This window comes from Rhizobium sp. Leaf453, from assembly GCF_001425605.1.
Classification (GTDB): Bacteria; Pseudomonadota; Alphaproteobacteria; order Rhizobiales; family Rhizobiaceae; genus Pararhizobium.
Map to the genome: position 1 here is coordinate 406006 of NZ_LMRG01000023.1, position 23406 is coordinate 429411.

23 protein-coding genes are annotated in these 23406 nt (G+C 59.5%); 13 read left to right on the top strand and 10 right to left on the bottom strand.

All coding sequences use genetic code 11. From position 1 onward, the window contains the following. Positions 1-29: 29 nt before the first annotated feature. The 3 genes from ASG68_RS20035 to ASG68_RS20045 form a co-directional block, all read right to left on the bottom strand. On the bottom strand, positions 30-806 hold the full coding sequence (locus tag ASG68_RS20035; RefSeq protein ID WP_062580301.1) for a formyl transferase: 777 nt from the start codon (positions 804-806) through the stop codon (positions 30-32). A 20-nt stretch (positions 807-826) separates the two neighbouring features. Then, positions 827-1468 (bottom strand): exopolysaccharide biosynthesis protein, encoded by a 642-nt coding sequence (locus tag ASG68_RS20040; protein ID WP_062580302.1) that lies wholly within the window; start codon positions 1466-1468, stop codon positions 827-829. Positions 1469-1594: 126 nt separating this feature from the next. Then, on the bottom strand, positions 1595-2194 hold the full coding sequence (locus ASG68_RS20045) for a DUF1638 domain-containing protein (protein WP_062610057.1): 600 nt from the start codon (positions 2192-2194) through the stop codon (positions 1595-1597). Between the two features lie 58 nt (positions 2195-2252). On the opposite strand from ASG68_RS20045, the gene ASG68_RS20050 reads away from it, so the two are divergent. Continuing rightward, the gene (locus tag ASG68_RS20050; protein ID WP_062580304.1) at positions 2253-2411 is read left to right on the top strand and encodes an entericidin A/B family lipoprotein; all 159 of its coding nucleotides are present in this window, start codon (positions 2253-2255) and stop codon (positions 2409-2411) included. 75 nt (positions 2412-2486) lie between these two features. On the opposite strand, the gene ASG68_RS20055 is transcribed toward ASG68_RS20050, so the two are convergent. After that, positions 2487-3185: a corrinoid protein gene (locus ASG68_RS20055; protein WP_062580305.1), complete on the bottom strand. Its 699-nt coding sequence runs from the start codon at positions 3183-3185 to the stop codon at positions 2487-2489. Between the two features lie 358 nt (positions 3186-3543). Between ASG68_RS20055 and ASG68_RS20060 the strand changes: the two genes are divergently transcribed. The 10 genes from ASG68_RS20060 (at position 3544) to ASG68_RS20110 (ending at position 14696) form a co-directional block, all read left to right on the top strand. Then, a complete protein-coding gene (locus tag ASG68_RS20060; RefSeq protein WP_062580307.1) occupies positions 3544-3726 on the top strand; it encodes a hypothetical protein in 183 nt (60 codons plus the stop codon). A gap of 487 nt (positions 3727-4213) precedes the next feature. After that, positions 4214-5128, top strand: coding sequence for a 4-hydroxy-tetrahydrodipicolinate synthase (dapA, locus tag ASG68_RS20070; RefSeq protein ID WP_062580311.1), 915 nt, complete (start codon positions 4214-4216; stop codon positions 5126-5128). 127 nt (positions 5129-5255) lie between these two features. Further along, the gene (locus ASG68_RS20075; protein ID WP_062580313.1) at positions 5256-5528 is read left to right on the top strand and encodes a hypothetical protein; all 273 of its coding nucleotides are present in this window, start codon (positions 5256-5258) and stop codon (positions 5526-5528) included. A 138-nt stretch (positions 5529-5666) separates the two neighbouring features. After that, entirely contained in the window at positions 5667-6515 is an 849-nt protein-coding gene (locus ASG68_RS20080; RefSeq protein WP_062580316.1) for a DUF4118 domain-containing protein, read from the top strand. 166 nt (positions 6516-6681) lie between these two features. Further along, positions 6682-8583, top strand: coding sequence for a potassium transporter Kup (locus ASG68_RS20085; RefSeq protein ID WP_062580318.1), 1902 nt, complete (start codon positions 6682-6684; stop codon positions 8581-8583). A 200-nt stretch (positions 8584-8783) separates the two neighbouring features. Continuing rightward, on the top strand, positions 8784-10355 hold the full coding sequence (locus ASG68_RS20090) for a trimethylamine methyltransferase family protein (RefSeq protein WP_062580320.1): 1572 nt from the start codon (positions 8784-8786) through the stop codon (positions 10353-10355). 107 nt (positions 10356-10462) lie between these two features. After that, a complete protein-coding gene (locus tag ASG68_RS20095) occupies positions 10463-11161 on the top strand; it encodes a hypothetical protein (protein ID WP_062580322.1) in 699 nt (232 codons plus the stop codon). Positions 11162-11255: 94 nt separating this feature from the next. Further along, on the top strand, positions 11256-11975 hold the full coding sequence (locus tag ASG68_RS20100; RefSeq protein WP_244484285.1) for a phosphodiester glycosidase family protein: 720 nt from the start codon (positions 11256-11258) through the stop codon (positions 11973-11975). A gap of 79 nt (positions 11976-12054) precedes the next feature. Next, complete coding sequence (locus ASG68_RS20105) at positions 12055-12576, top strand: RNA polymerase sigma factor (protein ID WP_062580326.1); 522 nt, start codon at positions 12055-12057, stop codon at positions 12574-12576. Continuing rightward, positions 12576-14696, top strand: a complete 2121-nt coding sequence (locus ASG68_RS20110) for a vWA domain-containing protein (protein WP_062610059.1) — start codon at positions 12576-12578, stop codon at positions 14694-14696. The genes ASG68_RS20105 and ASG68_RS20110 overlap by 1 nt, the downstream gene beginning before the upstream one ends. Before the next feature lie 72 nt (positions 14697-14768). Here the strand turns inward: ASG68_RS20110 and ASG68_RS20115 are convergent, their stop codons facing one another. Beyond that, on the bottom strand, positions 14769-15116 hold the full coding sequence (locus ASG68_RS20115; RefSeq protein ID WP_062580331.1) for a hypothetical protein: 348 nt from the start codon (positions 15114-15116) through the stop codon (positions 14769-14771). On the opposite strand from ASG68_RS20115, the gene ASG68_RS20120 reads away from it, so the two are divergent. Then, positions 15117-16337, top strand: a complete 1221-nt coding sequence (locus tag ASG68_RS20120) for a hypothetical protein (RefSeq protein WP_156384897.1) — start codon at positions 15117-15119, stop codon at positions 16335-16337. Between the two features lie 60 nt (positions 16338-16397). On the opposite strand, the gene bmt is transcribed toward ASG68_RS20120, so the two are convergent. From bmt to ASG68_RS20145, 5 genes are all read right to left on the bottom strand, one after another. Next, positions 16398-17414 (bottom strand): betaine--homocysteine S-methyltransferase, encoded by a 1017-nt coding sequence (gene bmt / locus ASG68_RS20125; protein WP_062580335.1) that lies wholly within the window; start codon positions 17412-17414, stop codon positions 16398-16400. A gap of 76 nt (positions 17415-17490) precedes the next feature. Continuing rightward, positions 17491-18840 (bottom strand): O-antigen ligase family protein, encoded by a 1350-nt coding sequence (locus tag ASG68_RS20130; protein WP_156373740.1) that lies wholly within the window; start codon positions 18838-18840, stop codon positions 17491-17493. 152 nt (positions 18841-18992) lie between these two features. Next, positions 18993-20045 carry a quaternary amine ABC transporter ATP-binding protein gene (locus ASG68_RS20135; RefSeq protein WP_062580340.1) on the bottom strand — a complete coding sequence of 351 codons (1053 nt, stop codon included), beginning with the start codon at positions 20043-20045 and terminating at the stop codon, positions 18993-18995. Then, the gene (locus tag ASG68_RS20140; protein ID WP_062580342.1) at positions 20038-20949 is read right to left on the bottom strand and encodes an ABC transporter permease; all 912 of its coding nucleotides are present in this window, start codon (positions 20947-20949) and stop codon (positions 20038-20040) included. Before ASG68_RS20140 ends, ASG68_RS20135 begins: the two co-directional genes overlap by 8 nt. A 328-nt stretch (positions 20950-21277) precedes the next feature. Then, positions 21278-22276 (bottom strand): glycine betaine ABC transporter substrate-binding protein, encoded by a 999-nt coding sequence (locus tag ASG68_RS20145; protein WP_062580344.1) that lies wholly within the window; start codon positions 22274-22276, stop codon positions 21278-21280. A 618-nt stretch (positions 22277-22894) separates the two neighbouring features. On the opposite strand from ASG68_RS20145, the gene ASG68_RS31530 reads away from it, so the two are divergent. After that, complete coding sequence (locus tag ASG68_RS31530) at positions 22895-23200, top strand: hypothetical protein (RefSeq protein WP_156384898.1); 306 nt, start codon at positions 22895-22897, stop codon at positions 23198-23200. The last annotated feature ends 206 nt before the right edge of the window (positions 23201-23406 follow it).

The following is a 23406-nucleotide window of genomic DNA, read 5'->3' on the forward strand; positions in this document are numbered from 1 at the left end:
GCGACCTATCTTGTCTGTCGGCGATATAACTACCAGATGCCGCGCGAGATGCCATTCCAGAGCCATGTCCAGATCGGCGGATGATACCATTGTCGCGAAGGACCGTTTGCCGTCAACGGTTTGAGCGTGCCGGACAAGGCGTCCTCAATGGCCTGGATGACGATGTCGGTGGACGCCGCCGTCTGCAACAGCGGGTAGGTGTGCATCGTGTCGCTTTTCGACGGCTTGATGCGCGACTGGTAAAGGATGCCGCCCGTATCGACACCGGCATCGACCAGATGCACCGTGGCGCCGAAATTATCCTCATCGTTCTCGACCCGCGCCCAGTATCCGCCCATCAGTCCACGATATTGCGGATTGATGCCCGCGTGGAAATTGATGACGGGGCAGGGGATGGTTGCCAGCGTTGCCGGCGACAGCATGCGGCAGCTGACAAGAAAGATGACGGCTGGCTGGAGTGTCCGGATATGCCGGACCGCCTGCTCGCTGTTGATCGATTCCATGGATGTGATCGGGATTGCCGGATCGATGCGGTCGCTGACCCCGTAATTACGAATGATGTCGTCGGATCGCTGCTCGGTGAGCCGCTTGCCCAGTCGTGAGGCGATCATTGTCGCAAGCTGGCCGACGGCGGTGATCCAGCCGAGTTTGCGGGCGCGCCGCTTGACGAAGACAGACTTGGATTCCGGTTGTTCCTGCAACACAGCGACGTCGACAAAACGCGATGCCAGCGTATTGATCAGGATTTGCGGGTTTCGGCCGCCGGCGGTGACGACAAGGATCGTTTTGTTGGCGGCGGGCGTCATGCTCGGCGATGTTCCGGTTTTCAGAAGATGAAGGTCAGGAGCGCGCCGGCAGCAAGTACGACCGCGCCTGCAACGGCGAGCGAGACGATACCGATCAGGGCACCGGCAGCAAGCCCCAAACCATCCCGCTCTGTGTGGGCGAAACCGATGACGGCGAGCGCGAAAGCGGGCAGCCAGTTGCCGAAGGGGATCGGCAGGAAGATGACGATCGCAAGGATCAGCGCCAGGAGCCCGATCAGGCGTTCGGCCATCCGGCCACCGAGAAACCAGAATCGCGCCCGGACCAAGGTTTCCGCGCGCTGGAGCCAGGGCGAGATGCGGTTGACGAAGACGAAGAATGCGGCGTTCTCGAAGGCATAGTCGCCCATACGCTTGGGTAACCAGATGCGGCTGCGGCGCGAGGCGAACATCTGCCAGGCGACAAAGATCAGCGGCAAGCCGAGAATGAAGGTCGCGCCGGGCGGAAGCGGAATAAGATTGGGAAGGGCGAAGACAACGAGAAAGGCGCCGAAGGAGCGGTCCTCCATGGCGATGGCGAGATCGCGCAGGGTGATCTTCGGGCCGGCATTGAGGGCGAGGTTGCGAAGAAGCTGGGAAAGCTGTTGCGGATGGTCATGTACCGCCGTTCTCGGCGAAAGCCCCGTCGCGAAAGTGTCCGTCATCCCCGTCGTCCTTTTGTTGTGCTTGTGGGACGGAGTGTGGCGTCGAGCCCTTACGATGGACTTAATCAAATCGAGGCGCGGGCATAAACTGGGCGCAAGGCTAACAGATGGTTGCCTGCGACATGATCACGCCTGCAGCAGTGCTGGCGTCAGGTCGCCGTAGCCGGTGAAGCGATATTCGTATTCGAGACCAAGCGTTTGCGCTGCCTTCTTCGCTTTTTCCTGCAGCTTTTCGTCCTCGACCTGCGAGAGATAGACGAGTTTCCTGTAATGACCGAAATACATGTCGCGGAGTTCCGGATGCCGGTCGAGGCCGAGCGGCTCGATCACGAAGGCCTCGAACTGGCGGGCAAGGAAATCGGTCAGGAAGAACGAGGTGAAATCGTCATCCCAGCCGTTTTGGAACGCCTCGTTGCCGGCGAAGAAGGAAAAACAGTGCGGTCCGGCAATTCGCTCGACCTTTTCGTCTTCACAGAGCGTGTCGAGCAGGCCGCCTGTACCGCAATCGGCATAGGCGACAAAGATGCGTCCGAATCCTTCGGCGCGCGCCTTGTCGATGGCTGCCTTGAGGCCGGGCGTGATTTTTTCCGGTGTGTTGTGCCAGATGGCGGGAAGACAGGTCAGATCGATATGGCCGAGCCCGTTGACCTCGCAGACGGCCAGGATTTCGCGAGCGATGGCTCCGCAACCAATGACGTGAACTTTTTCCGCTTTCGCGCGTTCCATAGCCGAAGATCCTTCTTCCTCGTCAATCTACCCGGCAAAAGTGCAAGGAACCCATCCCATGACTGCAAAGACAATCGCAACGATCGGTATCGTTCTGTTCTCGCTCACGACGCTCGCTTCTTGCGGCAACACCATTCGCGGTATGGGCCGTGACACGGCAAACGCGGTGGATGCGACGCAGGATGCCGGCCGCAGCGTCGAGCGCGCCGCCAACTGATTCCGCCCTGATATAAGAAAACCGGCCGCGCTTTTCATCAGCACGGCCGGTTTTTGCATGTTCAAACGTGTTTGATCAGGCGCCGGACAGCTGATTGTGCTTGCGCTTCATGAATTCCTTTGCGGTTTCCACGGCAACAGCGGCATCACGGCAGTAGGCGTCGGCGCCGACGGCCTTGCCGAATTCCTCGTTCAGCGGTGCACCGCCGACCAGAACGACGTAGTCGTCGCGCATGCCCTTTTCCTTCATCGTGTCGATCACGACCTTCATGTAAGGCATGGTCGTGGTCAGAAGGGCGGACATGCCGAGAATATCGGGCTTCTCGCGCTCGATCGCCTCGAGATAGTTCTCGACGGGATTGTTGATGCCGAGGTCGATGACGTCGAAGCCCGCGCCTTCCATCATCATGCCGACAAGGTTCTTGCCGATGTCGTGGATGTCGCCCTTGACCGTGCCGATGACGACCTTGCCCTGCTTCGGCGCACCGGTGGCGGCGAGCAGCGGGCGCAGGATGGCCATGCCGGCCTTCATGGCATTGGCGGAAAGAAGAACTTCCGGAACGAACAGGATGCCGTCGCGGAAGTCGACGCCGACAATGCGCATGCCTTCGACCAGTGCCTGCGTCAGCACGTCATAGGGTGCCCAGCCGCGCTTCAAGAGGATGTTCGTTCCATCCTCGATCTCTTCCTTCAAGCCGTCGTAGAGGTCGTCGTGCATCTGCTGCACGAGTTCGTCGTCGGAAAGATCCTCGAGAATGATTTCGTCATCTGCCATGATAGGTTTCCTCGGTTCCAGGCGCTGTCAGGCCCATTCCTCCCGACGCAGCCACTATACTTAGCTTTGTTGTTTTCAAAAGCTCTTTTCGAAAGCGACGTCGCATGCCGTGAAAAACGACGGCGTTGTTTAACATGGTTTTCTGCACGCGAAAGGGAATGTCGGAACAGGACGGAAAGAGGGGCTGTCAGAGGCATTGGTTGTGTTTGATCGGCGGCTTGTCCCGGCAGTATCGGCGTTCCGTTTGAATGTCGATCGGGATGCTATGAAATCTTTATACCTTTGCCGATCTTCCGGAATGGCATTCCTATGGATGGCGGCTCTACGTTTCCCGTCATCCGAAACAGGTAGCAGACCGATGCCGATACCGACGACCGATCCATTCCGTTACGCGAAATCCGCCTCCCGAAGCGGCATCCTCCATGCCGGGCGCCAGCGTTCTGTTCAGCGGCAGAGGCGGGCGCGGATGACGGCGGTTCTGAATATCGTCGCGATCGGGCTTTCCCTTGCTTTTGTTGCGGCCATCCTCGCAACCGCCTGAGGCCATGTGATGACGACGATGAACGGGTCTCCGATGGTGGAGGTTGCTTCGGCGACCGGACAGACGTCTCTGCGGACGGCGTTGGCCAGCCTTCTGGCACGGGTATGCGCCGCCCGCGTGCTGCGGGAACACTACATTTGGGAGGCCGTGCGTCTCCTGCCTGACACTGCCGGACTACCGGAAGACATCCGGCACTCTCCCATGCTCCACGACCTCATGGAAAAGGACGCGTTTGGCAGTGCTTTGCGCCTTCTTGCGAAGGCTTGCCGGCCATCGCGCGAGTTTTCCCGCCATGAGCAAAGGGGTGACCGCTGGCATGCTACGGTTCAGGTCGCAGGCGCGTTGGGCCGTGGCCGGCCGGTAACCGGGAATCATCACGATCCGGCCGCCGCCATGCTGATTGCCCTGCTGCGGAGCGCAATTCCACAAGATCGCCAACCGAGGGCAGGGAGGCGGTTGAGAGCCAGTCACCATCAGGAGTTCGCCAATGAGTGAATTTTCACGTCCTCACGGCGCGATCTGCGACCTTGTTACGCCGTTCAACGGTGACAAGCTGGACGAAGCATCCTTAGAGGATCTGATCGAATGGCAGATTTCGACGGGTATCGCGGGGTTGCTTGTGGCTGGCCCGACCGGCGAAAGCTGGGCTCTCTCGGACACGGAACGGGCAAACATGATCCGGATCGCGGTTGCGACCGCCCGGAACCGCGTTCCTGTTCTGGCAGGTACCGGTACGAACTGCACCGAAACGGCGGTCGCGCGCACGGCGGAAGCTAGGAATCTCGGGGCTGCAGCGGCCTACATCGTGATGCCATACTACAACAAGCCCGCTCAGGAAGGCATCTATCGCCATTATGAAGCGCTTGCCGGACGTGTCGATTTGCCCATCATCATCGGTCTCGCGCCGCAGCGGACGGCCATCGACCTGGCGCCCCGGACACTGGAGAGGCTCGCGACGCTGCCCTCCGTCATCGGCATCGTCGATGCGACAGGTGACATCAGGCGTCTCATGACAATGCCGAATGCCTTGCGCCAGCATTTCTCCCTCTATTCGGGGAATGATCTGACAGCTCTTCCGTTCACGATCGCAGGTGGATGTGGCGTCTTCTCTTCGGCAGCCAACCTCGTTCCGCGCCTGACGGTTGCGCTACACCAGGCACTGGCGACCGGAAACATGCAATCAGCGCAACATTTGCAGGAGCGGTTGAATCCGCTGTTTCACGCATTGGAGCGCGAGCCCATGCCGGCTGCGGTAAAATATGGCCTGAGCCTCCTGCGAGGCCTGAGTGACGACGTTCGATTGCCATTGACGCCGGTCGCTGCAGAAACCACCGCCGCGATCAGGATGGCGCTTGCGCCGGTGCTGTGCAAACCGACACGGCAAGCGCGGCAATTCCTATGAGATTTTAAGAAAACAGCCATTCGTTCCGAATGGAACGGATACGACCGCACCTCTATTTTCGAGGGGCGATGACCTTCGATCGAGAAACGATCGGGGATCCCGTCAACAACACAAGGTTAAAAGGATCATGGGCAGTCGATACCCCATTCAACATTCGCTTTCCGCAACAGCGCGTTTCACCGTGGGCCAGGATCATCATGGCTGGTGGGTCGTGCAGGACAGGCTCGGCCGTGTCGGCGGATTGTTCGCAAACGAGGCGGCAGCGCTGCATTTCGCCGGCGAGCAAAGCAACCGCGATGCCCGCGCCATCTGCTGCGCCCCCAAGGGAAAGTGTGTTGAACTTGAAGGGGTGACGATCGGTGCGGTGCCGCTGAACACCTACGCCGGCCGCGCGGCCTGATGCTTTGGGGCGTGTGTTTCCCCCTAAAACGACCCGCGCCCCCTTTTTTATCCCAGACCGTTCAGGTGCATCATCAGGGTGCGTCTGAACTGGCCACAGTCTTCTGAAACGCGATGTCGCACTGGAAGGAGTTGGATCATGAGCAGTGTCGAATCCCCCATGAATGGCCCGGCGGCGCCGAGGTCCGGTTTCGACCCGGAGCCGAATATCGCGGCCCCCGGTCCATCCGCGTTCATCGCCTGCCTCGCTTCGGTCGGCATGACGGCCGCCGCCACCGTCATTGCCGTCGGCCTCGACAACGGCATGACGATCCCCAATGTCTCGCTGATTTTCGTCCTGCCGGTCATCATCTGCGGGCTCGTGTTCGGCTTGGGCTCTTCCTTGCTGTCGGCCGTGCTGGGCGCGCTGTCCTATAACTTCTTCCTGACGGAACCGCGCTACTCGCTGGCGGTCGATGACCCCGCAAATGTCTGGGCGATCGCCCTGCTTTTCCTGGTGGGGCTGGTGGTCAGCAGCATTGCCCATACGTCCCGTCGCCGTGCAAGCGATGCGGCATTGCTTCGCAGGCAGACGGACCTCCTGCATGGCTACAGCCGGGACATGCTGAAAGCGACGGATATGGACAAGACGCTCGTCCTGACCGCGCAGGCTCTCGCCTCCCTGTTTCAGGTGCCCTCGACGGTGATGCTGATCGATTCGGGCAAGATCGTCTCGACGAAGACCGTTGGTGGCGTGGAGCCACAGGCAGGGGAACTCGACGCGGCGCGGTTGTCGCTCGAGCACGGCAGCGCCACGCGGGCCGGGGCCTATCCCGCCGAAGCGTCGCGGTTCGATCTCTGGCCCGTGCCGTCCGCGACGGGATCTTCGGCTGTCATCGGATTGGCATTCGAAGCCAACAAACGTCCGGCTTCACCGGAGTTTGTTGTCGATATCGTCGCAGGATTGATGGCCGGAGCGTTCAGGGCCAGTGGGGCGCGGGCGTCATAGCGCGCGCTTGGTCCGCGGGCATTTTTAACCTGCGGTATCCGGCTTGTGCGTGAGAGCTTTCAACAGCGAATGTTCAGGTTGCCGACCGATAAGCAATTGCCGGAAACGCTGCACTGCATCATATAAGGGCGAACAATTCAAAGCGCCTTCGGCGCCGGAGCCCTTCATGACAGCATCAACGGCCGCCGACCCCGCGTCGAAGTCGGATACGAACAAGTTTCTGGTCCTGCTTCTCGGCTCCATCGGTGTCGTCTATGGCGATATCGGCACGAGCCCGCTCTATGCGTTCCGCGAGGCACTTCGTCCTTTTTCCCATGACGGGGTCCACCCGGACGAGGTCATCGGTCTGATCTCGCTGATGATCTGGACGCTGACCATCATCGTCACTTTCAAATATGTGCTTTTCCTGTTGCGGGCGGACAATAATGGCGAGGGCGGCACGCTTTCGCTGCTGGCGCTGCTGATGAAAAAGTCCGGGAGCTACATGCCGGTCCTGTTTTTTGCGGGCATCATCGGCGCTGCTCTCTTCATCGGCGATGCGATGATCACGCCAGCCCTGTCGGTGATGTCGGCGCTGGAGGGACTGAAGCTGGTGACGCCCGTGCTTTCAGATTACATCCTGCCAATGTCGGCCGCGATCATGGTTGCTCTGTTTCTGGTCCAGTCCAAGGGCACGGCAGCCGTCTCGAATTTCTTTGGTCCGATCACGGTTGTCTGGTTTCTCGTCATGGCCTGGGGTGGTCTGCTTCACATCGGCGACGATGCGACGATCCTGCAGGCGCTCAATCCGCTGAACGCCGTGTGGTTCATCACCCACGCGGGATTTGTCGGCTTGATCGTCCTTGGTGCCGTCTTCCTGACTGTCACGGGCGCCGAGGCGCTCTATGCCGATCTCGGCCACTTCGGTCGCAAGCCGATCCAGACGGCATGGTTCATTCTGGTGTTTCCGGCACTGGCGCTGAATTATCTCGGGCAGGGCGCCTTCGTGCTCGCAAACCCGCAAGCCGCCGACAATCCGTTCTATCTGATGTATCCGGATTGGGCGCTTCTTCCCGTCGTCATCCTGGCGACCATGGCCACCATCATTGCCAGCCAGGCGGTGATCACGGGAGCCTTCTCGCTTGCCCGCCAGGCCGTTCACCTCGGCTTCCTGCCGCGTCTGCTGATCAAGTTTACCTCCGAGACGAACACGGGACAGATTTACGTACCTGCCGTCAATGTTTTGCTTTTTGTCGGCGTCATCGTCCTGATCTTCTCGTTCGGCGATTCGGAATCCCTGGCGACTGCCTACGGGATCTCGGTCACCGGAGCGATGGTCGTGACCACGCTGATGGCCTTCCAGTTCCTCCGGTCCATCTGGAAATGGTCGGCCATTACGGCCGGTGCCGTGCTGTTGCCGTTGTTTATCCTGGAGGCCATCTTCCTCGGCGCCAACCTGATCAAGATTCATGATGGCGGCTGGGTGCCGGTGGCGCTGGCGCTTGGTATCATGGTGATCATGTGGACGTGGACGAAGGGATCCCGCCTCTTGCGCGAAAAGACGGCCCGCAACGATATTCCGCTCGAAAAATTCGTTCATTCGATCGAGAAGTCGAGCCATGCCCCGGCGACGGTCCCGGGAACCGCGGTGTTCCTCACCAGCGTCGGCGACAAGACGCCGGCTGTCCTGCTTCACAACATCAAGCACAATCACGTCCTTCACGAGAAGAACGTCATCCTGACCGTCATCACCTCGGAAAAGCCCTACATTTCCGACGACGAGCGCGCGACCTTTACGCCGATCAGCGACAGGTTCATGCGGCTGGAATTGTGTTTCGGCTTCATGGACGAGCCGAATGTCTCGAAGGCACTGGCCGTCTGCAAGAAGAAGACCGATTTCAACTTCGAGATCATGAAGACGTCGTTCTACCTCGGCCGGCGAACCCTGCTCGGCGATCCGAACTCGGGATTGCCGCATTGGCAGGACAATCTCTACATCGCACTGGCCGGGCTCGGTATCGATCCCTCATCCTATTTCAAGCTGCCGGCAAATCGCGTCGTGGAGATTGGCGAGCAGGTCGCCATCTGAGGGCGTGAAGGCACACGCGTCTGAACTGGACTATGCCGTTGCCGACGATATCTTGGCTTGGAACTGCCGTCTGCCGATTATGGGCGTTGCAATCGTGTTCGAGTTGCGCCACCCGTTGGCGCATTGAGAACCGTTCGGATGCGTGGTCTTGCTAGCATAGGTTCAGCATTGCGCAGACAAGGCGCGGGAGAGGAAGACAGATGACTGAGTTGACGGAACAGACGGAAGAGACCGGCGGCCGCCGTTCGCGTGGTGAAGGCCGGGGTGCTGCTGCACGGCGCGCATCGCGCACAGGCGGTGGCGCGGCCCCTTCCTTGCCCAATATCACCCGCAAGATTCGTGAATATGAAGTGCTGGACGAGGAAGGCCTGGCGCTGATCGAAGCCAATGCCGAGATCATCCTGGAAGAGATCGGCATCGAGTTCCGTGACGATGCCGAGGCGCTGGAACTCTGGAAGCAGGCAGGCGCCGATGTGCGCGGCCAGCGCGTCCATTTTCCCAAGGGCCTTTGCCGCGAACTCCTGAAGACCGCGCCGAAGGAATTCACCTGGCATGCCCGTAACCCGGAGCGCAACGTCCATATCGGTGGCAAGGCGACTGTCTTTGCGCCCGTCTACGGCCCTCCCTTCGTTCGCGACCTCGAAGGTGTCCGCCGTTATGCGACGATCGAGGATTTCCGCAATTTCGTGAAACTCGCTTATATGGCGCCGTCGATGCACTCGTCGGGCGGCACGGTTTGCGAACCGGTTGACGTGCCGGTGAACAAGCGCCATCTCGACATGGTCTACAGCCACATCAAATATTCCGACAAGCCGTTCATGGGCTCGGTGACGGCGCCCGAGCGCGCCGAAGACACGATCGCCATGGCCAAGCTCGTCTTCGGCGATGACTTCGTCGAAAACAACTGCGTGACGCTAAACCTGATTAACGCCAACTCGCCGATGGTCTTCGACGAGACGATGCTCGGCGCACTGAAGGTCTATGCCCGTCATAACCAGGCTTGCGTCGTTTCGCCGTTCATCCTCTCCGGCGCCATGAGCCCGGTCACGGTTACCGGCACGCTGACGCAGATCCTGGCGGAAGTTCTGGCCGGTGCCTCCTTCACCCAGCTCATCCGCAAGGGCGCGCCGGTCCTGTTCGGAACCTTCGCTGCCTCGATCTCGATGCAGTCGGGCGCGCCGACCTTCGGCACGCCCGAGCCGTCACTGGTCTCGTATGGCGCCGCCCAGCTCGCCCGCCGTCTCGGCCTGCCGTTCCGTACGGGCGGTTCGCTCTGTGGCTCGAAGGTTCCGGATGCACAGGCAGCCCACGAATCGGCCAACACGCTGAACATGACGCTGCTTGCCGGCACCAATTTCGTGCTGCACGCCGCCGGGTGGCTGGAAGGCGGTCTCGTCTCGTCCTACGAAAAGTTCATGATCGACCAGGACCAACTCGGCATGATGCAGAAGATGGCGGAAGGCGTCGATCTCAGCGTCAACGCCCAAGCGCTCGACGCGATCCGCGAAGTCGGTCCCGGCAGCCACTATCTTGGCTGCGCCCATACGCAGGCGAACTTCCAGACCGCATTCTACCGGTCTGCGCTCGCCGACAACAACTCCTTCGAACAGTGGGAAATCGAGGGCGAAAAGCGGGTCGAGCAGCGCGCCAATGCGCTCGCCCGCAGCTGGCTGGAGCACTACGAGCGTCCGCCGCTCGACGCCGACATCGATGCAGCTCTTCTCGACTTCATCGCCAAGAAGAAGGATTCGATGCCCGACGCCTTCACTTGAAGAGAGCCCGAACAAGCCAGGGAGCAAGGCGGAGCGGCGCAAGTAGCAGACTTCATCCAGAAGGAAGTCTGGCGCCAACATTACGACAGGCAGGGACCGAAGCCGAAATGACCGGTCCCGCGGCATCCCATCATGATGTCTTGAACGAACTCCGTGCCGCGCTTGCGCCGCACGGAGTTTTTTTGCGCGGTGTCGTCAATTTTTCCAAGGATGATGCGTCGCCACCCTTGAAGGACGGAACGTCCGCCCGCAGCGTAGTTCTGTTGGGCAATGTCGGTAGCTCGATCTGGCCGGCGTTCGAGCGTTGGTGGGCAAGGATGCCCGGTAGCGACAATCCGCTCGACGACTGGTCGAAGGCGGTGATCGAGCCTGTGGCGCATACGCTCGGCGCGACAGCCTATTTTCCTTCTGACCCACCCTGGAAGCCGTTTCAGCATTGGGCGATGCGGGCCGAGGGGCTGAAAGCCTCGCCGCTCGGCATCCTCATCCATCCGGTCTATGGGTTGTGGCACGGTTATCGCGGTGCGCTCGGTTTCGATCATTTTCTGCCAATGCCTGCGCCGCCGCCGGATCGTCATCCCTGCGATCACTGTCCGGACAAGCCGTGCCTCTTGACCTGTCCCGCCGACGCCGTGCTGTCATCGGGTTTTCAGTTGACGCCCTGCCGCACGCATCTGAGAATCGAAGCTGGAGAGAAGGGGTGCATGCAGAGCGGCTGTCTGGCCCGCAATGCCTGTCCCGTCGGCATCGATTACCGGTACTCGACAGAACAGTTGCGCTTTCATATGGCTGCCCTGACTTTGTAGATTTTCCGCCCCGATTTCGCTTTTGTCCCATGACAAGCCAGCGGAAAATGGAGAAGTGTAAAGTATGTTTCGCTCCCTAAGCATCGGGTTCGCCATGACTGCATTTCTGCCTTTCGCTGACTCAGCCGAAGCCGTCTGCCGCACGGTGACGCACCTGACTCAAGGATATGCCGTCTGCAGCTTCGATCCCGCGACCAGCGACATCCGCATCCACCATCGTGGCCGTGACGGGTTGCCCTATGGCGGATTTGAAAATCTCGCGCGCGATCTTCGGCAGGACGGCGAATATCTCGAATTCGCCGTGAATGGCGGCATGTACGAATCGGACTTGAGTTCGGTCGGCCTGCTGGTGACGGATAGTGTCGAGCGCAAGCCGATCGACCGGGGACACAGCTGGGGCAATTTCTACCTGAAGCCCAATGGGGTATTCTTCCTCAAAGGCGGGAAAGCCGGTGTGCTCGAAACCGAAGCCTACATTGACGCCGATCCGAACCCGGATCTCGCCACGCAATCGGGGCCGATGTTGGTCGTCGACGGCATGCTCCATCCGGCATTCCTGCCGAAGAGTGACAGCCTGCAGATTCGCAATGGCGTCGGCGTGGACAGTGCTGGCAAGGTCGTGTTCGTCATTTCGCTTGAGCCGGTGCGCTTCCACGACTTTGCAACGTTGTTCCGCGATCAACTCGATTGCGCCAATGCGCTCTTTCTTGATGGCTCCATCTCCAGCCTTTTCGCACCGGCGCTCGACCGTTATGACAGCACCCATCCGATGGGGCCGATCATCGCCGTGACGCGAAAAATTCCGGGCACATAAAAATATTTCGATCCGGACCCAAAGGATCGGGCAGGATTGAACGTCTCAGTATCAGTTGCAATCAATCCGGGCGGATGAATTGGACGACGATCTGATCGACAGGGCACAAAAAGGCGATCGAACCGCCTTCGGGATGCTCATGGAAAGGCACTATGATTTCGTGCATGCCGTTGCCTGGCGCTGGTCCGGCAATGTCAGCGACGCCGAGGATATCGCCCAGACGGTCTGCCTCAAGCTCGCCAGCGCTATTCGCGGATTTCGCGGCGCCAGCCGGTTTCGCACCTGGCTCTACACGCTGACGCTAAATGCCGCGCGCGACCACCAGCGCAGCCAGTCGCGGGAGCGGCGCAAAGCGGCGAGTTTTCTCGCCGACCCGACAAGCAGCGCCGCCAATGACAATCACGATCAGACCGAGGCACTCTGGGAGGCGGTGCGGCAATTGCCGGACAAGCAGGGCGACGCGGTCCTTCTCGTCTACGGCGAGGGGCTTTCCCATTCCGCGGCAGCCGATGTGATGGGATGTTCGGAGGCGACCGTATCCTGGCATGTGCATGAAGCCCGCAAACGTTTGAAAATCCTGCTCGGCAGGGAGACGATGTGATGACAGACGATCTGAACAGACTTGGCAAAATGGCCCCGCCAGCACCGTCGCAGGCGGCACGCGAGCGCGCATTGTCGCTTGCCATGCAGGCTTTCGACGATGCTGAAAATAATTCCCATGCCACCCAAGGAACCACCGGCGCCCGGCGTCAAAGCTCCATAATCAACTGGCTATGGAGCCCCGTCATGAACAGGAAATTTCTCGCAGGTTCGGCACTTGCCACGCTTCTCGTGGTGCCCGCCGCCGCCTTCCTCACGCTCGAACTGACGCGCGGCGGGTTGCCGGTGGACACCGGGGGACAGCAGATCAAGGTCGCCGGCAAGGATGTGCCGAACGACACAAAGAAGCAGGAATTGTCGAAGCCGAAGGCAGATGCGGAGGTCGATAAGACTTTCGCCGACACCAAGCCCGTGGCGCAACCGTCCGGTGGACTTGCTCAGCAGTCTGATCCGCAGTTGTATCCGGAACCGGCACCCCGGGAAAGGGCGGACGGCGATGTCACTTTAAGCAAACAGGCGGCACCTGAGATAGTACAGCACGAAGCTGAAATGAACGATGCCGCGAGCCCGGCGCGACGCACGCAATTCGCCGCGCCACCTTCGGCCGTTGCAACCGAATCGATGGTCGGCGCCGTCGCGGAAATCATGCCGTCACCTGTGCCGCAGGACACGATCGCCCAGCCGGAAGAAAACCGCGACCGCTTTACCGAGGCCGACACCAATCCGGTCAAGTCTGTCGCCACCGACCCCGTGTCCACGTTCTCGGCCGATGTCGATACGGCCTCCTATTCCTTCGTGCGCAAGGCGCTGATGGCCGGGCAGTTGCCGGATCGCGATAGCGTCCGTGTCGAGGAGATGATCAACTATTTCCCCTATGACTGGGCGGGGCCGGACAACAAGGACCAGCCGTTCAAGGCGACGGTGACCGTGCTGCCGACGCCGTGGAATGCCAATACAAGGCTGATGCATGTGGGTATCAAGGGCTACGACGTCGCGCCGGCCACCGCGCCCCGCGCCAACCTCGTTTTCCTCATCGACGTTTCCGGCTCGATGGACGAGCCTGACAAGCTGCCGCTCCTGAAAAGCGCCTTCCGCCTGCTGGTCGAGAAATTGAAGCCGGAGGATACCGTGTCCATCGTCACCTATGCCGGCAATGCCGGGATCGTGCTGGAGCCGACGGCGATCAAGGACAAAGCGAAAATCCTGTCGGCGATCGACACGCTGCAGCCGGGCGGATCGACGGCCGGGGCTCAAGGGTTGGAGGCAGCCTACGATCTCGCCCAGCGCGCCTTCGTCAAGGGTGGCGTCAACCGGGTGATGCTGGCGACCGACGGCGATTTCAATGTAGGTCCGTCGAGCGACGAGGAATTGAAGACGACGATGGAGGCCAAGCGCAAGAGCGGTATCTTCCTCTCCGTGCTCGGTTTCGGCCGTGGCAATTACAACGACGCCCTGATGCAGACGCTGGCGCAGAATGGCAACGGTACGGCGGCCTATATCGACACGCTGGCCGAGGCACAGAAATCTCTGGTCGAGGAGGCGGGTTCGTCACTTTTCCCGATCGCCAAGGACGTGAAGTTCCAGGTCGAGTTCAATCCGCAGCAGATCGCCGAATACCGGCTGATCGGCTACGAGACCCGGGCGCTGAAACGTGAGGATTTCAACAATGACAGGGTGGATGCCGGCGACATCGGCTCCGGCCACCGGGTGACCGCGATTTACGAGATCACGCCGAAGCGCAGCCCCGCCGTTCTCAACGACGATCTGCGCTATGGTAAGAAGCCGGCCGAGACCGCGGATGCACCGGTTGCCGCCAATGGTGAGCTTGCCTTCCTGAAAATCCGTTACAAGCAGCCGGACAGCGATACCAGCAAGCTGATCACGACGCCGGTGACTGAGACCAATGCCGTACCGTCTCTCGACAAGGCCAGCCAGGACGTCCGCTTCTCTGTCGCGGTCGCTGCCTTCGGGCAAAAGCTGCGCGGTACCGATGCTGTCTCCGCCTATCCCTACGGCTCGATCCTCGATCTCGCCTCCGGCGCGCGCGGTGAGGATGCCTATGGCTACCGCGCGGAGTTCCTCAATCTGGTCCGGCTTGCCAAGAGCCTTGGCGGCGAATAGCCGGCGATCACGTCAACGCAAAACGCCCTCCGTTCGTGCGGAGGGCGTTTCCGTTTGCAAAGACAATCTGCTTCAGGCCTTCGGGTAGGCCTTTTCCAGTCCGCCGGATCGGACGAGCCCGGTGCGAAAGGCGACGTAAGCTGCGTGCTGACCGGATTTCGCCGCTTCCATCAGCCGAATCTGAAGCCGGGCAGGGGCATTAGAGCCCAGCCAATCACCGAGCTGTTCCAGCTTGAGCGAATTGAGCATTCGGGCGCCCGCGGCGAGATCGAGATGGCGATAAAGGCCCTCGACCAGATTTTCGTCCTGGGCGGCGTTTTCCATCAGTAAAAGCAGATAGGATTGCTCGCTCTCGCCGAGGGTCGACAGCTTGGCTGCGACCGAATCGCGGTCCGGGAAAGTGGCGGAGGCGCCGTTCATGTGTGTGCTCCTTTGCTTTCGTGGCTCGCGTATCGGACCCAATGTCGGGGTGTCCACTGCATGCCGTTTGCTGTCAGTCCCTGTAAAAGACGATGCTGGAGCAAAACTGGCGTGGGGTCCATTCATCAGCTTGGCACAGGCCTATCTGTATTAGGTCTTGTTTGCTTTCGAACGTCACGAAATGCGTCTTCTTTCCTGGATTTCATCATGCCGCTTCTCTCCATATGCATGCCCAGCAACCGTGATCTGTCTCGCTCGGTGAAATCCATCGAGAGCGCTCTTGCCTATGCCGAACGCGTCGGAGCGCAGCTGATCATTTCCGACAATTCCGGTGATCCTGCGAAGCGCGCCTTCCTTGAAGGCCGCTCATTTAACCTTCGCTACATAGCCTCTTCCGATCAGGACGCCTCGGCGAACTGGATGCGGGCTCTTTCAAGTGCTGATACGCCGTTTCTTTTGCCCATGGGCGATGACGATGAAATCCGTTTTGTCGAAGGTCATGTTCCGATTGATCTGGCAAGTCTGCCGGACGACGTCGCCGGTGTGCGGCCAACCACCGAGATCTGGACCCAGAGTGGTAGCGTCCTGAAGACCGAAACGTTCACCATCGATGCCCCTGCGGCGGATGAGCGATTGGCGGAATACAATCGCAAGGCCGAGGGCAACAACAGCGTCTATTACAGCATATTCCGCACCAGCCTGTTCGTGCCATTGATGCGCCTTTTCGTCGATTCTCATCCGACGAATGGTGGCTATTGCGACTGGGCGATCTGCCTTTCGCTATTCACCGCCGGTCGCATGCTGCATGATCCGTCGCTGGTTTATCGCTACGATCTGGGCCGCTGGGCGGATGAGCTCGATGAAATGCAGGCATCACAATATCGAAAGGTCGGGCTGCCGGAACATACGGCTGATTTCTTCACCTTCCTGATGTTCCTCGACCTGCATATCTTCAGCCTGCGACGCTCCTTGCCGCTGGCACCGGAAGAGCGGCGCCGCGTCTTCATGATGAACTGCCGGGTGCTGCTATCCGATTTCCTGCGACAGGTTCGGCAGTCCCCGGAAAAGTTTGATAAGACCGTCACCTACATCGCCGGCCTTATTGCCAAGGAGCAGGATATCGATTCGATCGTCCAGTTGAGCGTCCTGATGACGGATTGCATTCAACTGGGGCTCAAGGATCGTTACATCCGGTTTTTCCAGGCTGCCCAAAATGCATGAAGGGCTGGAAGCTTGACGCTTCCAGCCCTTTATCTCATCGAAACGTCACATTTTCGGTAGTCAGCGACGACGGCTGCCGCGTTCGCGGGCTGGGGCTGCTGCGCCTTCATTGGCGGTCTTGTTGCGCAGCGGGCCGATGCGCTCGACGATCGTCTCAAGCGTCGGACGTTCGTTCGGCGTGTAGGTGTCGAGCGCGACCCGCATCGCGGCCAGATGCTCGCACGACGTTCCGCAGCATCCACCGATGATCTTGGCGCCGGCATCGCGGGCAAGGCGGGCATAGTCGGCCATCAGCGGCGGTGTGCCGGAATAATAGATTTCCGAACCGCGAAATTCCGGGATGCCGCAATTTCCCTTGACGATGATCGTCGCATCCGGATTGGCTTCGGTCATGTCGAGCAGCGAGGACAGGATGTCGGAGGCGCCGACGCCGCAATTGGCGCCAGTGGCGATCGGACCGTCACCGATGTCCTGGCCGACCGCGAACATGTCCTTCGGATGCAGGCCCATCATCGTCTTGCCGGCCGTGTCGAACGAGCCGGTGTAGACGTAGGGCAGGCCGACCTTGACGGCTGCTTCGGCTGCTGCCCGGATTTCATCCGGGGCCGACATCGTTTCGATCCATGCGACTTCCGCGCCGCCAGCCTTCAAACCTTCGATCTGTTCGACGAAGGCGGCGACGGCATCTTCATAGCTCATCGCACCGAGCGGGATCAGCAGTTCGCCGGTCGGGCCGACCGAACCGGCGGTAATCACCTTGCGTGGTGCCGCGTCGGCAACTGCGCGCGCGATTTCGGCAGCGCGCTTGTTGAGGTTGTAGACGCGGTCCTGCGCCTGGTGAAGCTTCAGGCGATGGCGTGTGCCGCCGAAGGAATTGGTGAGGATGATGTCGGCGCCGGCATCGACGAAATCCTGATGCAGCTTGGTGATGTTGTCCGGCTTGCTCTCGTTCCAGAGTTCAGGCGCTTCGCCGGCCTCCAGGCCCATGGCGAACAGCGACGTCCCGGTGGCGCCATCTGCAAGAAGCACGCCTTTTTCGGCGAGAAGGTCGGAGAGCGGATTGGCGTGAACGGTCATGATGACTTCCTGATTCAAACGAGTTATACAATCACATAAAGATATCTTTATGTGATTGCAATAACTTTGACCTTGATCAGTGCGGCACGCGCACGCCCATTCGCGCCAAAAGCCCCAATCCGAAGACGGCAAGAGCCATCAGAAGCCACATCGGATCGGCACGATTGAGCAGGAAGCTCTCCATCATGCCGTTATAGGTCATGAAGATGATCACCATGATGCAGAAGTCGGCAAAGTGGCGGCTCTCCGGCCTGCGGTTTGCGCGCAGGTAATCGTAGAACGGTTTGACGAAAAGCATCAGGATGATGATGACGCCGCCGGCAAGGCCAAAGGTCAGGACCGCGTCGAGATAGCTGTTATGCCCCGACACGATGCCGCGGACGTCCCAGTTCGCCTCGAAATTGGCTTCCATGCCGCGAATGACCGGTGACAGCCAGAAGCTGGCATAACCGTGCCCGAGCCAGAGATTGTTGGGGATGCTGGCGCTTGCGAATTTCCAGATATCGTCGCGTCCGGTGAATGTCGCGTCTTCCAGCAACATTGATGTGATCGACAGGAACGTGTGGGAATAGATGCTGCCAAGCGTCAGACAGAAGATCAGTGCGGTGAAGACAAAATGAGCAACCACCATCAAACCCGGCTTACCGACCATGCGTCCGCCCATCACCAGCATGATCGCCAACGGCAGGAAGCCGATGGTCGTTTTCGAGCCGGTATGCAGTACGAAATTGAAGGCCAGAAAGGTGATCAGCACCCCGCGGACGGTTGCTCCTGCGCGCCAGCAATAGATTCCGAACATGCAGAGCACGGAAAAGACCGGAGCCGTGACGTTCTTGTGGATCAGGTGGCCTTTCCAGAAACCGGCATGCCATGGCTCTCCGCCTGTCGCCATATGGATCGCCCTGTCCGGCGCCACCACCAGCGCCGCATAGTTTACCAGCAGAAGAAACAGGATCGCGTTTGCCCCGGCATTGACGAAATCCGTCTCGCTGCGCGGCAGGACCAACACACCGGCAACGAGGATCATGGCGATCAGGCTGAGCATCAATCCGCGTGCCGAGGCCGTCGGATCGTAGGATTGCAGGCAGGAAAAAAACGCCACCGCGAAGATAATGATCCAGCTCGGTGAAATCAGCCGTTTCAGGACCCGCGTGTCAACGACTGCCAGCATGGCGAACAGGTAGATGGCACCCAGGCCGAGGTAACCCAGCTGATTGATGATGTTGCCGTCGTTGGAGGAACTCGTGTCCGTGTCGTAGGGGCTTGGAAACGGCATCAATGTCAGCGCGATCAGCAATAGACCGAAGCCGGACAGGAAGGCGGCGAGGCTCGGCATGATCCGGGCCGTCAGCAGGCTATCCTCGGGCAGGGGAGGAACGGCAAGGCGGTGATAATCCCGCGAGGCTGTCGAGGCATGACGTTGCATGGGACCGGCCGAATTGAGGAAGCGCTGCGGCACGACGGCCGAAGGGGCGTTTCCCTATCCTGACCCATCGTGGTTAAGCCTGCGTGAATCCTGCCGTGCCAACGAAAAAAGCGCCCGTCACCGGGCGCTTTCGTGATGTCCATGGCCTCGAATTATTCCGCAGCCTGTGGGATCTTCTCATGGCTGATCGGCGTGACCATCGCGGCGATAATCGTCGCGAGATCTATGGAGCCGATCGCACGGCCGTTACCATCAACGACATGAGCGACTGTCTGATTGGACACCGTCATCAGGCGTGCCGCACTTTCGAGCACCGTGCCGACGACGATCGGCGTGCCTTCCGGATTGCCCGACAGCGGCTTCATGATCGTTTCGACATTGATCACCCGGCCGCGGTTCACTTCCTTGACGAAGGCGGTGATGTACTCGTCCGACGGCTTCAGGACGATTTCCTGGCCGGTACCCTGCTGGATCACCTTGCCGTCACGCAGGATGGCGATTTTGTCGCCAAGGCGAAGCGCTTCGTCGAGGTCGTGGGTGATGAACACCACGGTCTTCTTCAGTTCCTTCTGCAGATCGAGCAGAACGGTCTGCATATCCACGCGGATCAGCGGATCGAGCGCCGAATAGGCTTCGTCCATCAGCAGGATATCGGCATCATTGGTCAACGCGCGGGCAAGACCGACGCGTTGCTGCATGCCGCCGGACAGCTGATTTGGATAGTGGTTTTCAAACCCTTTCAGACCGACCCGCTCGATCCAGCCCTTGGCGCGCTTGCGGCTTTCGTCGTCCGGCACACCCTGGATTTCCAGGCCGTAGATCGTGTTTTCGATCACGGTCCGGTGCGGCAGGAGCGCAAACTTCTGGAACACCATCGCCGTCTTGTGGCGGCGGAATTCGCGAAGATCGTTCTCGTTCATCTTGCAGACATCGACGCCGTCGTAGAGGACTTCGCCGGAGGTTGGGTCAATGAGCCGGTTGATATGGCGAATGAGCGTCGACTTGCCGGAGCCCGAAAGCCCCATGACGACCATGATGCCGCCGGCGGGCATGGAGATGTTGATGTCCTGCAGGCCCAGCACATGGCCGTGCTTTTCGTTGAGTTCACCCTTGCCCATGCCGGCCTTGACCTGGTCGACAAACTCTTTGCCGCGCGGGCCGAAGATCTTGTAGAGGCTCTTCACCTCGATTGCGTGACTAGCCATGGATCACCTCCGAATGCTTCTGCAGCCGTCTGCCGTAAGCCTGGCTGGTCCGGTCAAAAATGATGGCAATCGCAACGAGCGCGAAGCCGTTGAGGAAGCCGACAGTGAAGAACTGGTTGTTGATCGCCTGGAGAACGTTGCGGCCGAGACCGCCGACGCCCACCATCGATGCGACCACGACCATGGCCAGCGACATCATGATCGTCTGGTTGATGCCGGCCATGATGGTTGGGAGCGCCAACGGGATCTGGACGTTCTTGAGGCGCTGCCATTGCGACGACCCGAAGGCGTCGGCAGCTTCCAATACTTCCTTATCGACGAGCCGGATGCCAAGGTTGGTCAGGCGGATCATCGGCGGTACCGCATAGATGACGACGGCGATCAGGCCCGGCACCTTGCCGATGCCGAAGATCATGACGACAGGGATGAGGTAGACGAAGCTCGGCATCGTCTGCATGACGTCGAGGACGGGATTGATGATCGACTGCGCCCGCTCCGACCGCGCCATGAGAATGCCGATCGGAATGCCGACCAGGATGGCGATCAACGTACAGACTGTGACCATCGCCAGCGTGATCATCGTGTCGTTCCACAGACCGACAAGGCCGATCGCAACCATCGACAGGGCCGTGCCGACCGTGATGCGCATGTTGCGGCTGCCGTAATAGACGATCGCGACCATGAGCGCCATGATGACGATCCATGGCGAATTGACGAAAAGGCTTTCGAGAAAGTTCAAAAACACCTGGAGCGGCTGAACCAGGACGTCGATCGCGTTGGTGTAGGCGCGAACAAGTCCCTTGAAACCCTCGTCGACGCTCTTGCGTACGACGCGGATGGTAGCTTCATCGATAGCCGGAAATTTACAAAGCAGATCTGGTAAGAAACTGCATACTGACGCCATGTCGTTCCCCTTTTTAAACCGGAAATTTTATAGGCCGGTTGCGTCACCGAACTGATTTGATCAGTTCCAGCGCAAACTTTTCACTGGTCTCTGCGGACCCCGGCATGGTGATGCGTTACGCACGTGCGAACAATTCGAGTGTTCATGCTTAGGCATGAACCGTTGGGAAAAGTGCTTTCCTTCCCTTTGCCCAGCGGAAATGTCGCAGGTTACGATCGCATCCACTTTGTTGTTTGCGACCTGTACCGGCTTCTGCGCATTGCACACGTCATCTAAAAGGCAAAAAGGCAGCGGGTCTTGGCCGACCCGCTGCCTTCGTCATGAAAGTTTACAGAGCAGCCTTGACCTTCTCGGCGACTTCAGGGGCAACCCACTTCGACCACATGTCCGGATAGGTTTCCAGGAAGTACTTGGCAGCATCTTCGTTGGTGCCCTGGTTCTCATCCATCCAGGCCAGAACCTTGTTGACCGTTCCGTTGTCCCAGTTGCGTGCCTTCACATAGTCCATGGCAACACCGGCCTTTTCGGAAAATGCCTTGGTGACGACCGTGAACACGTCGGAGGTCGGGTAGGAGTTGACTTTCGGATCCGGGCAATCCGGAACGGCCGTGCAGGCATCCCAGTCAGCCTTGTTGTTTTCGACGCCGAAGCTCAGGCGCGTCATCTCGTACTTGCCGAGGATCGCGGTCGGAGCCCAGTAGTAACCCAGCCAGCCCTTCTGCGAACTGAAGGCGTTCGAGATCGAACCGTCGAGGCCGGCAGCCGAGCCGGTATCGACCAAGATGAAGCCTGCTTCCTCGGCCTTCAAGGCCTTGTAAAGATTGGCAGTCGAAACCTGGCAGTTCCAGCCCGACGGGCAGTTGATGACGGCAGCCTTCGACGGATCTTCCGGCGCCGGGAACAGTTCAGGATGCTTCAGGGCGTCCTGGACGGTCTTGATGTCCGGGTGAGCATCGGCGAGGAACTTCGGAATCCACCAGCCTTCGACACCTCCTTCATTCAGGATCTTGGCAGCCTCGATCAGGCGGCCTTCCTTGATGGCGGCATCCAGCGGCGTGCGAACGGCGTTGACCCAGAGTTCCGGAGCCATGTCCGGCTGGCCCTTTTCGTTCATGGAGGTAAAGGTCGGCATGGTGTCGCCGGTCACGAGCGATACGGTGCAACCGTAGCCGTTTTCGAGGATGAACTTGTCGACCTGCGCGGCGACGCCGGCAGAAGCCCAGTTCATTTCTGCGATGCTGACTTCACCGCATTCTGCGGCCGAAGCGGAGCCGGCAAGCGTGTAGATGCCGGCGGCGATGATGGTGGAAGCGAGGAGCTTCTTCATGTTTAAGACCTCCCAGTCTTATTGCAGCCATAAATCGTTGGGGCCGACCAGGATACTGCAGCCCTGGGAACCCAATGCTCAGGTTGAAGCAGGCCGGGGGGTCTTGGAGGCAAGGCCATTTTTCGTCCCCGCTGCGACGGTGTCGGATTTTTTTGTCTGACCGGGCAACGTGGTCGCCAGCCATCTCTCCTTTTCCCGTTAGAGGCAGCGTAAGTGTTCCACCAGAGAAATCAACCTCTGGAATTGCTTCGGCTCTATCACATTCGTCTGAAACGGTAGAAAAACGCACGCGCAAGCTGTTGAATTTTAAGGGGGTGGATTATTTTTTGTGCAGAACCGGTGTCCGGCAGCGCAATTTTACCGCTGGTTCACAAAGGTAATGTGATGCCCGTTTTATCGTAGACAAATTCTGTTCAGTATGCGCCGCCGAAAGCTTTTTTTGTCGTTATGAAAAAAAGTGAAAAAAAAGCCGAATTCACCTTTGGTTAAGCTCTCAATAACCATCCGGTAACCCCTCTCACGCTAATTGTGTCCGTGCGACAGGGCATCCTGTCGCCCGCCCGGATCAGGTTCTGCGTCCCGGGCTGGAGCGATCTCCGGGTGTTCGCCGGAGTGGCCATGCGTCTCTTGTGGCAAGCCGCACAGTCCTTGAATGGATTGGTGCGGTTTTCGCGTTTGAGGAATTTCGCCATGCGATTTGGCGTTGGTGGACATAAAAAAACCGCGCCACTTGCGCGGCGCGGTTTGAATGGTCTTCCTGGGAGATGCTATCAGCCGACGCTGCGCGTGCGGACAAAGCCGAGCGGGCCGAAAGGCGCCGACATCACGACGTTGCGCTCGCGCGACTGGTTTGCCGGAACAACCGAGTTCCATGCGATCTGGACGAAATTGGGCTTGCTGAAGATGAACAACATCGGACTTTGACCTTGGGAGTGGAGCGACCCTTCGCTCCTTGCTTGATGGCGCTGATATACGCCTCCTGTGGCGCAAAGCAACAAGTGTTTTTGCCACGCAATGTCGCTTTTCGGATAGTGTGGCATCAAAGATGCACAAGCCTTGCCGCAGTGCGAAATATTGCGTGATTGACAGCGTTCAAACGCGGCATAAATGCGGCAAAATATGGCTTTTCC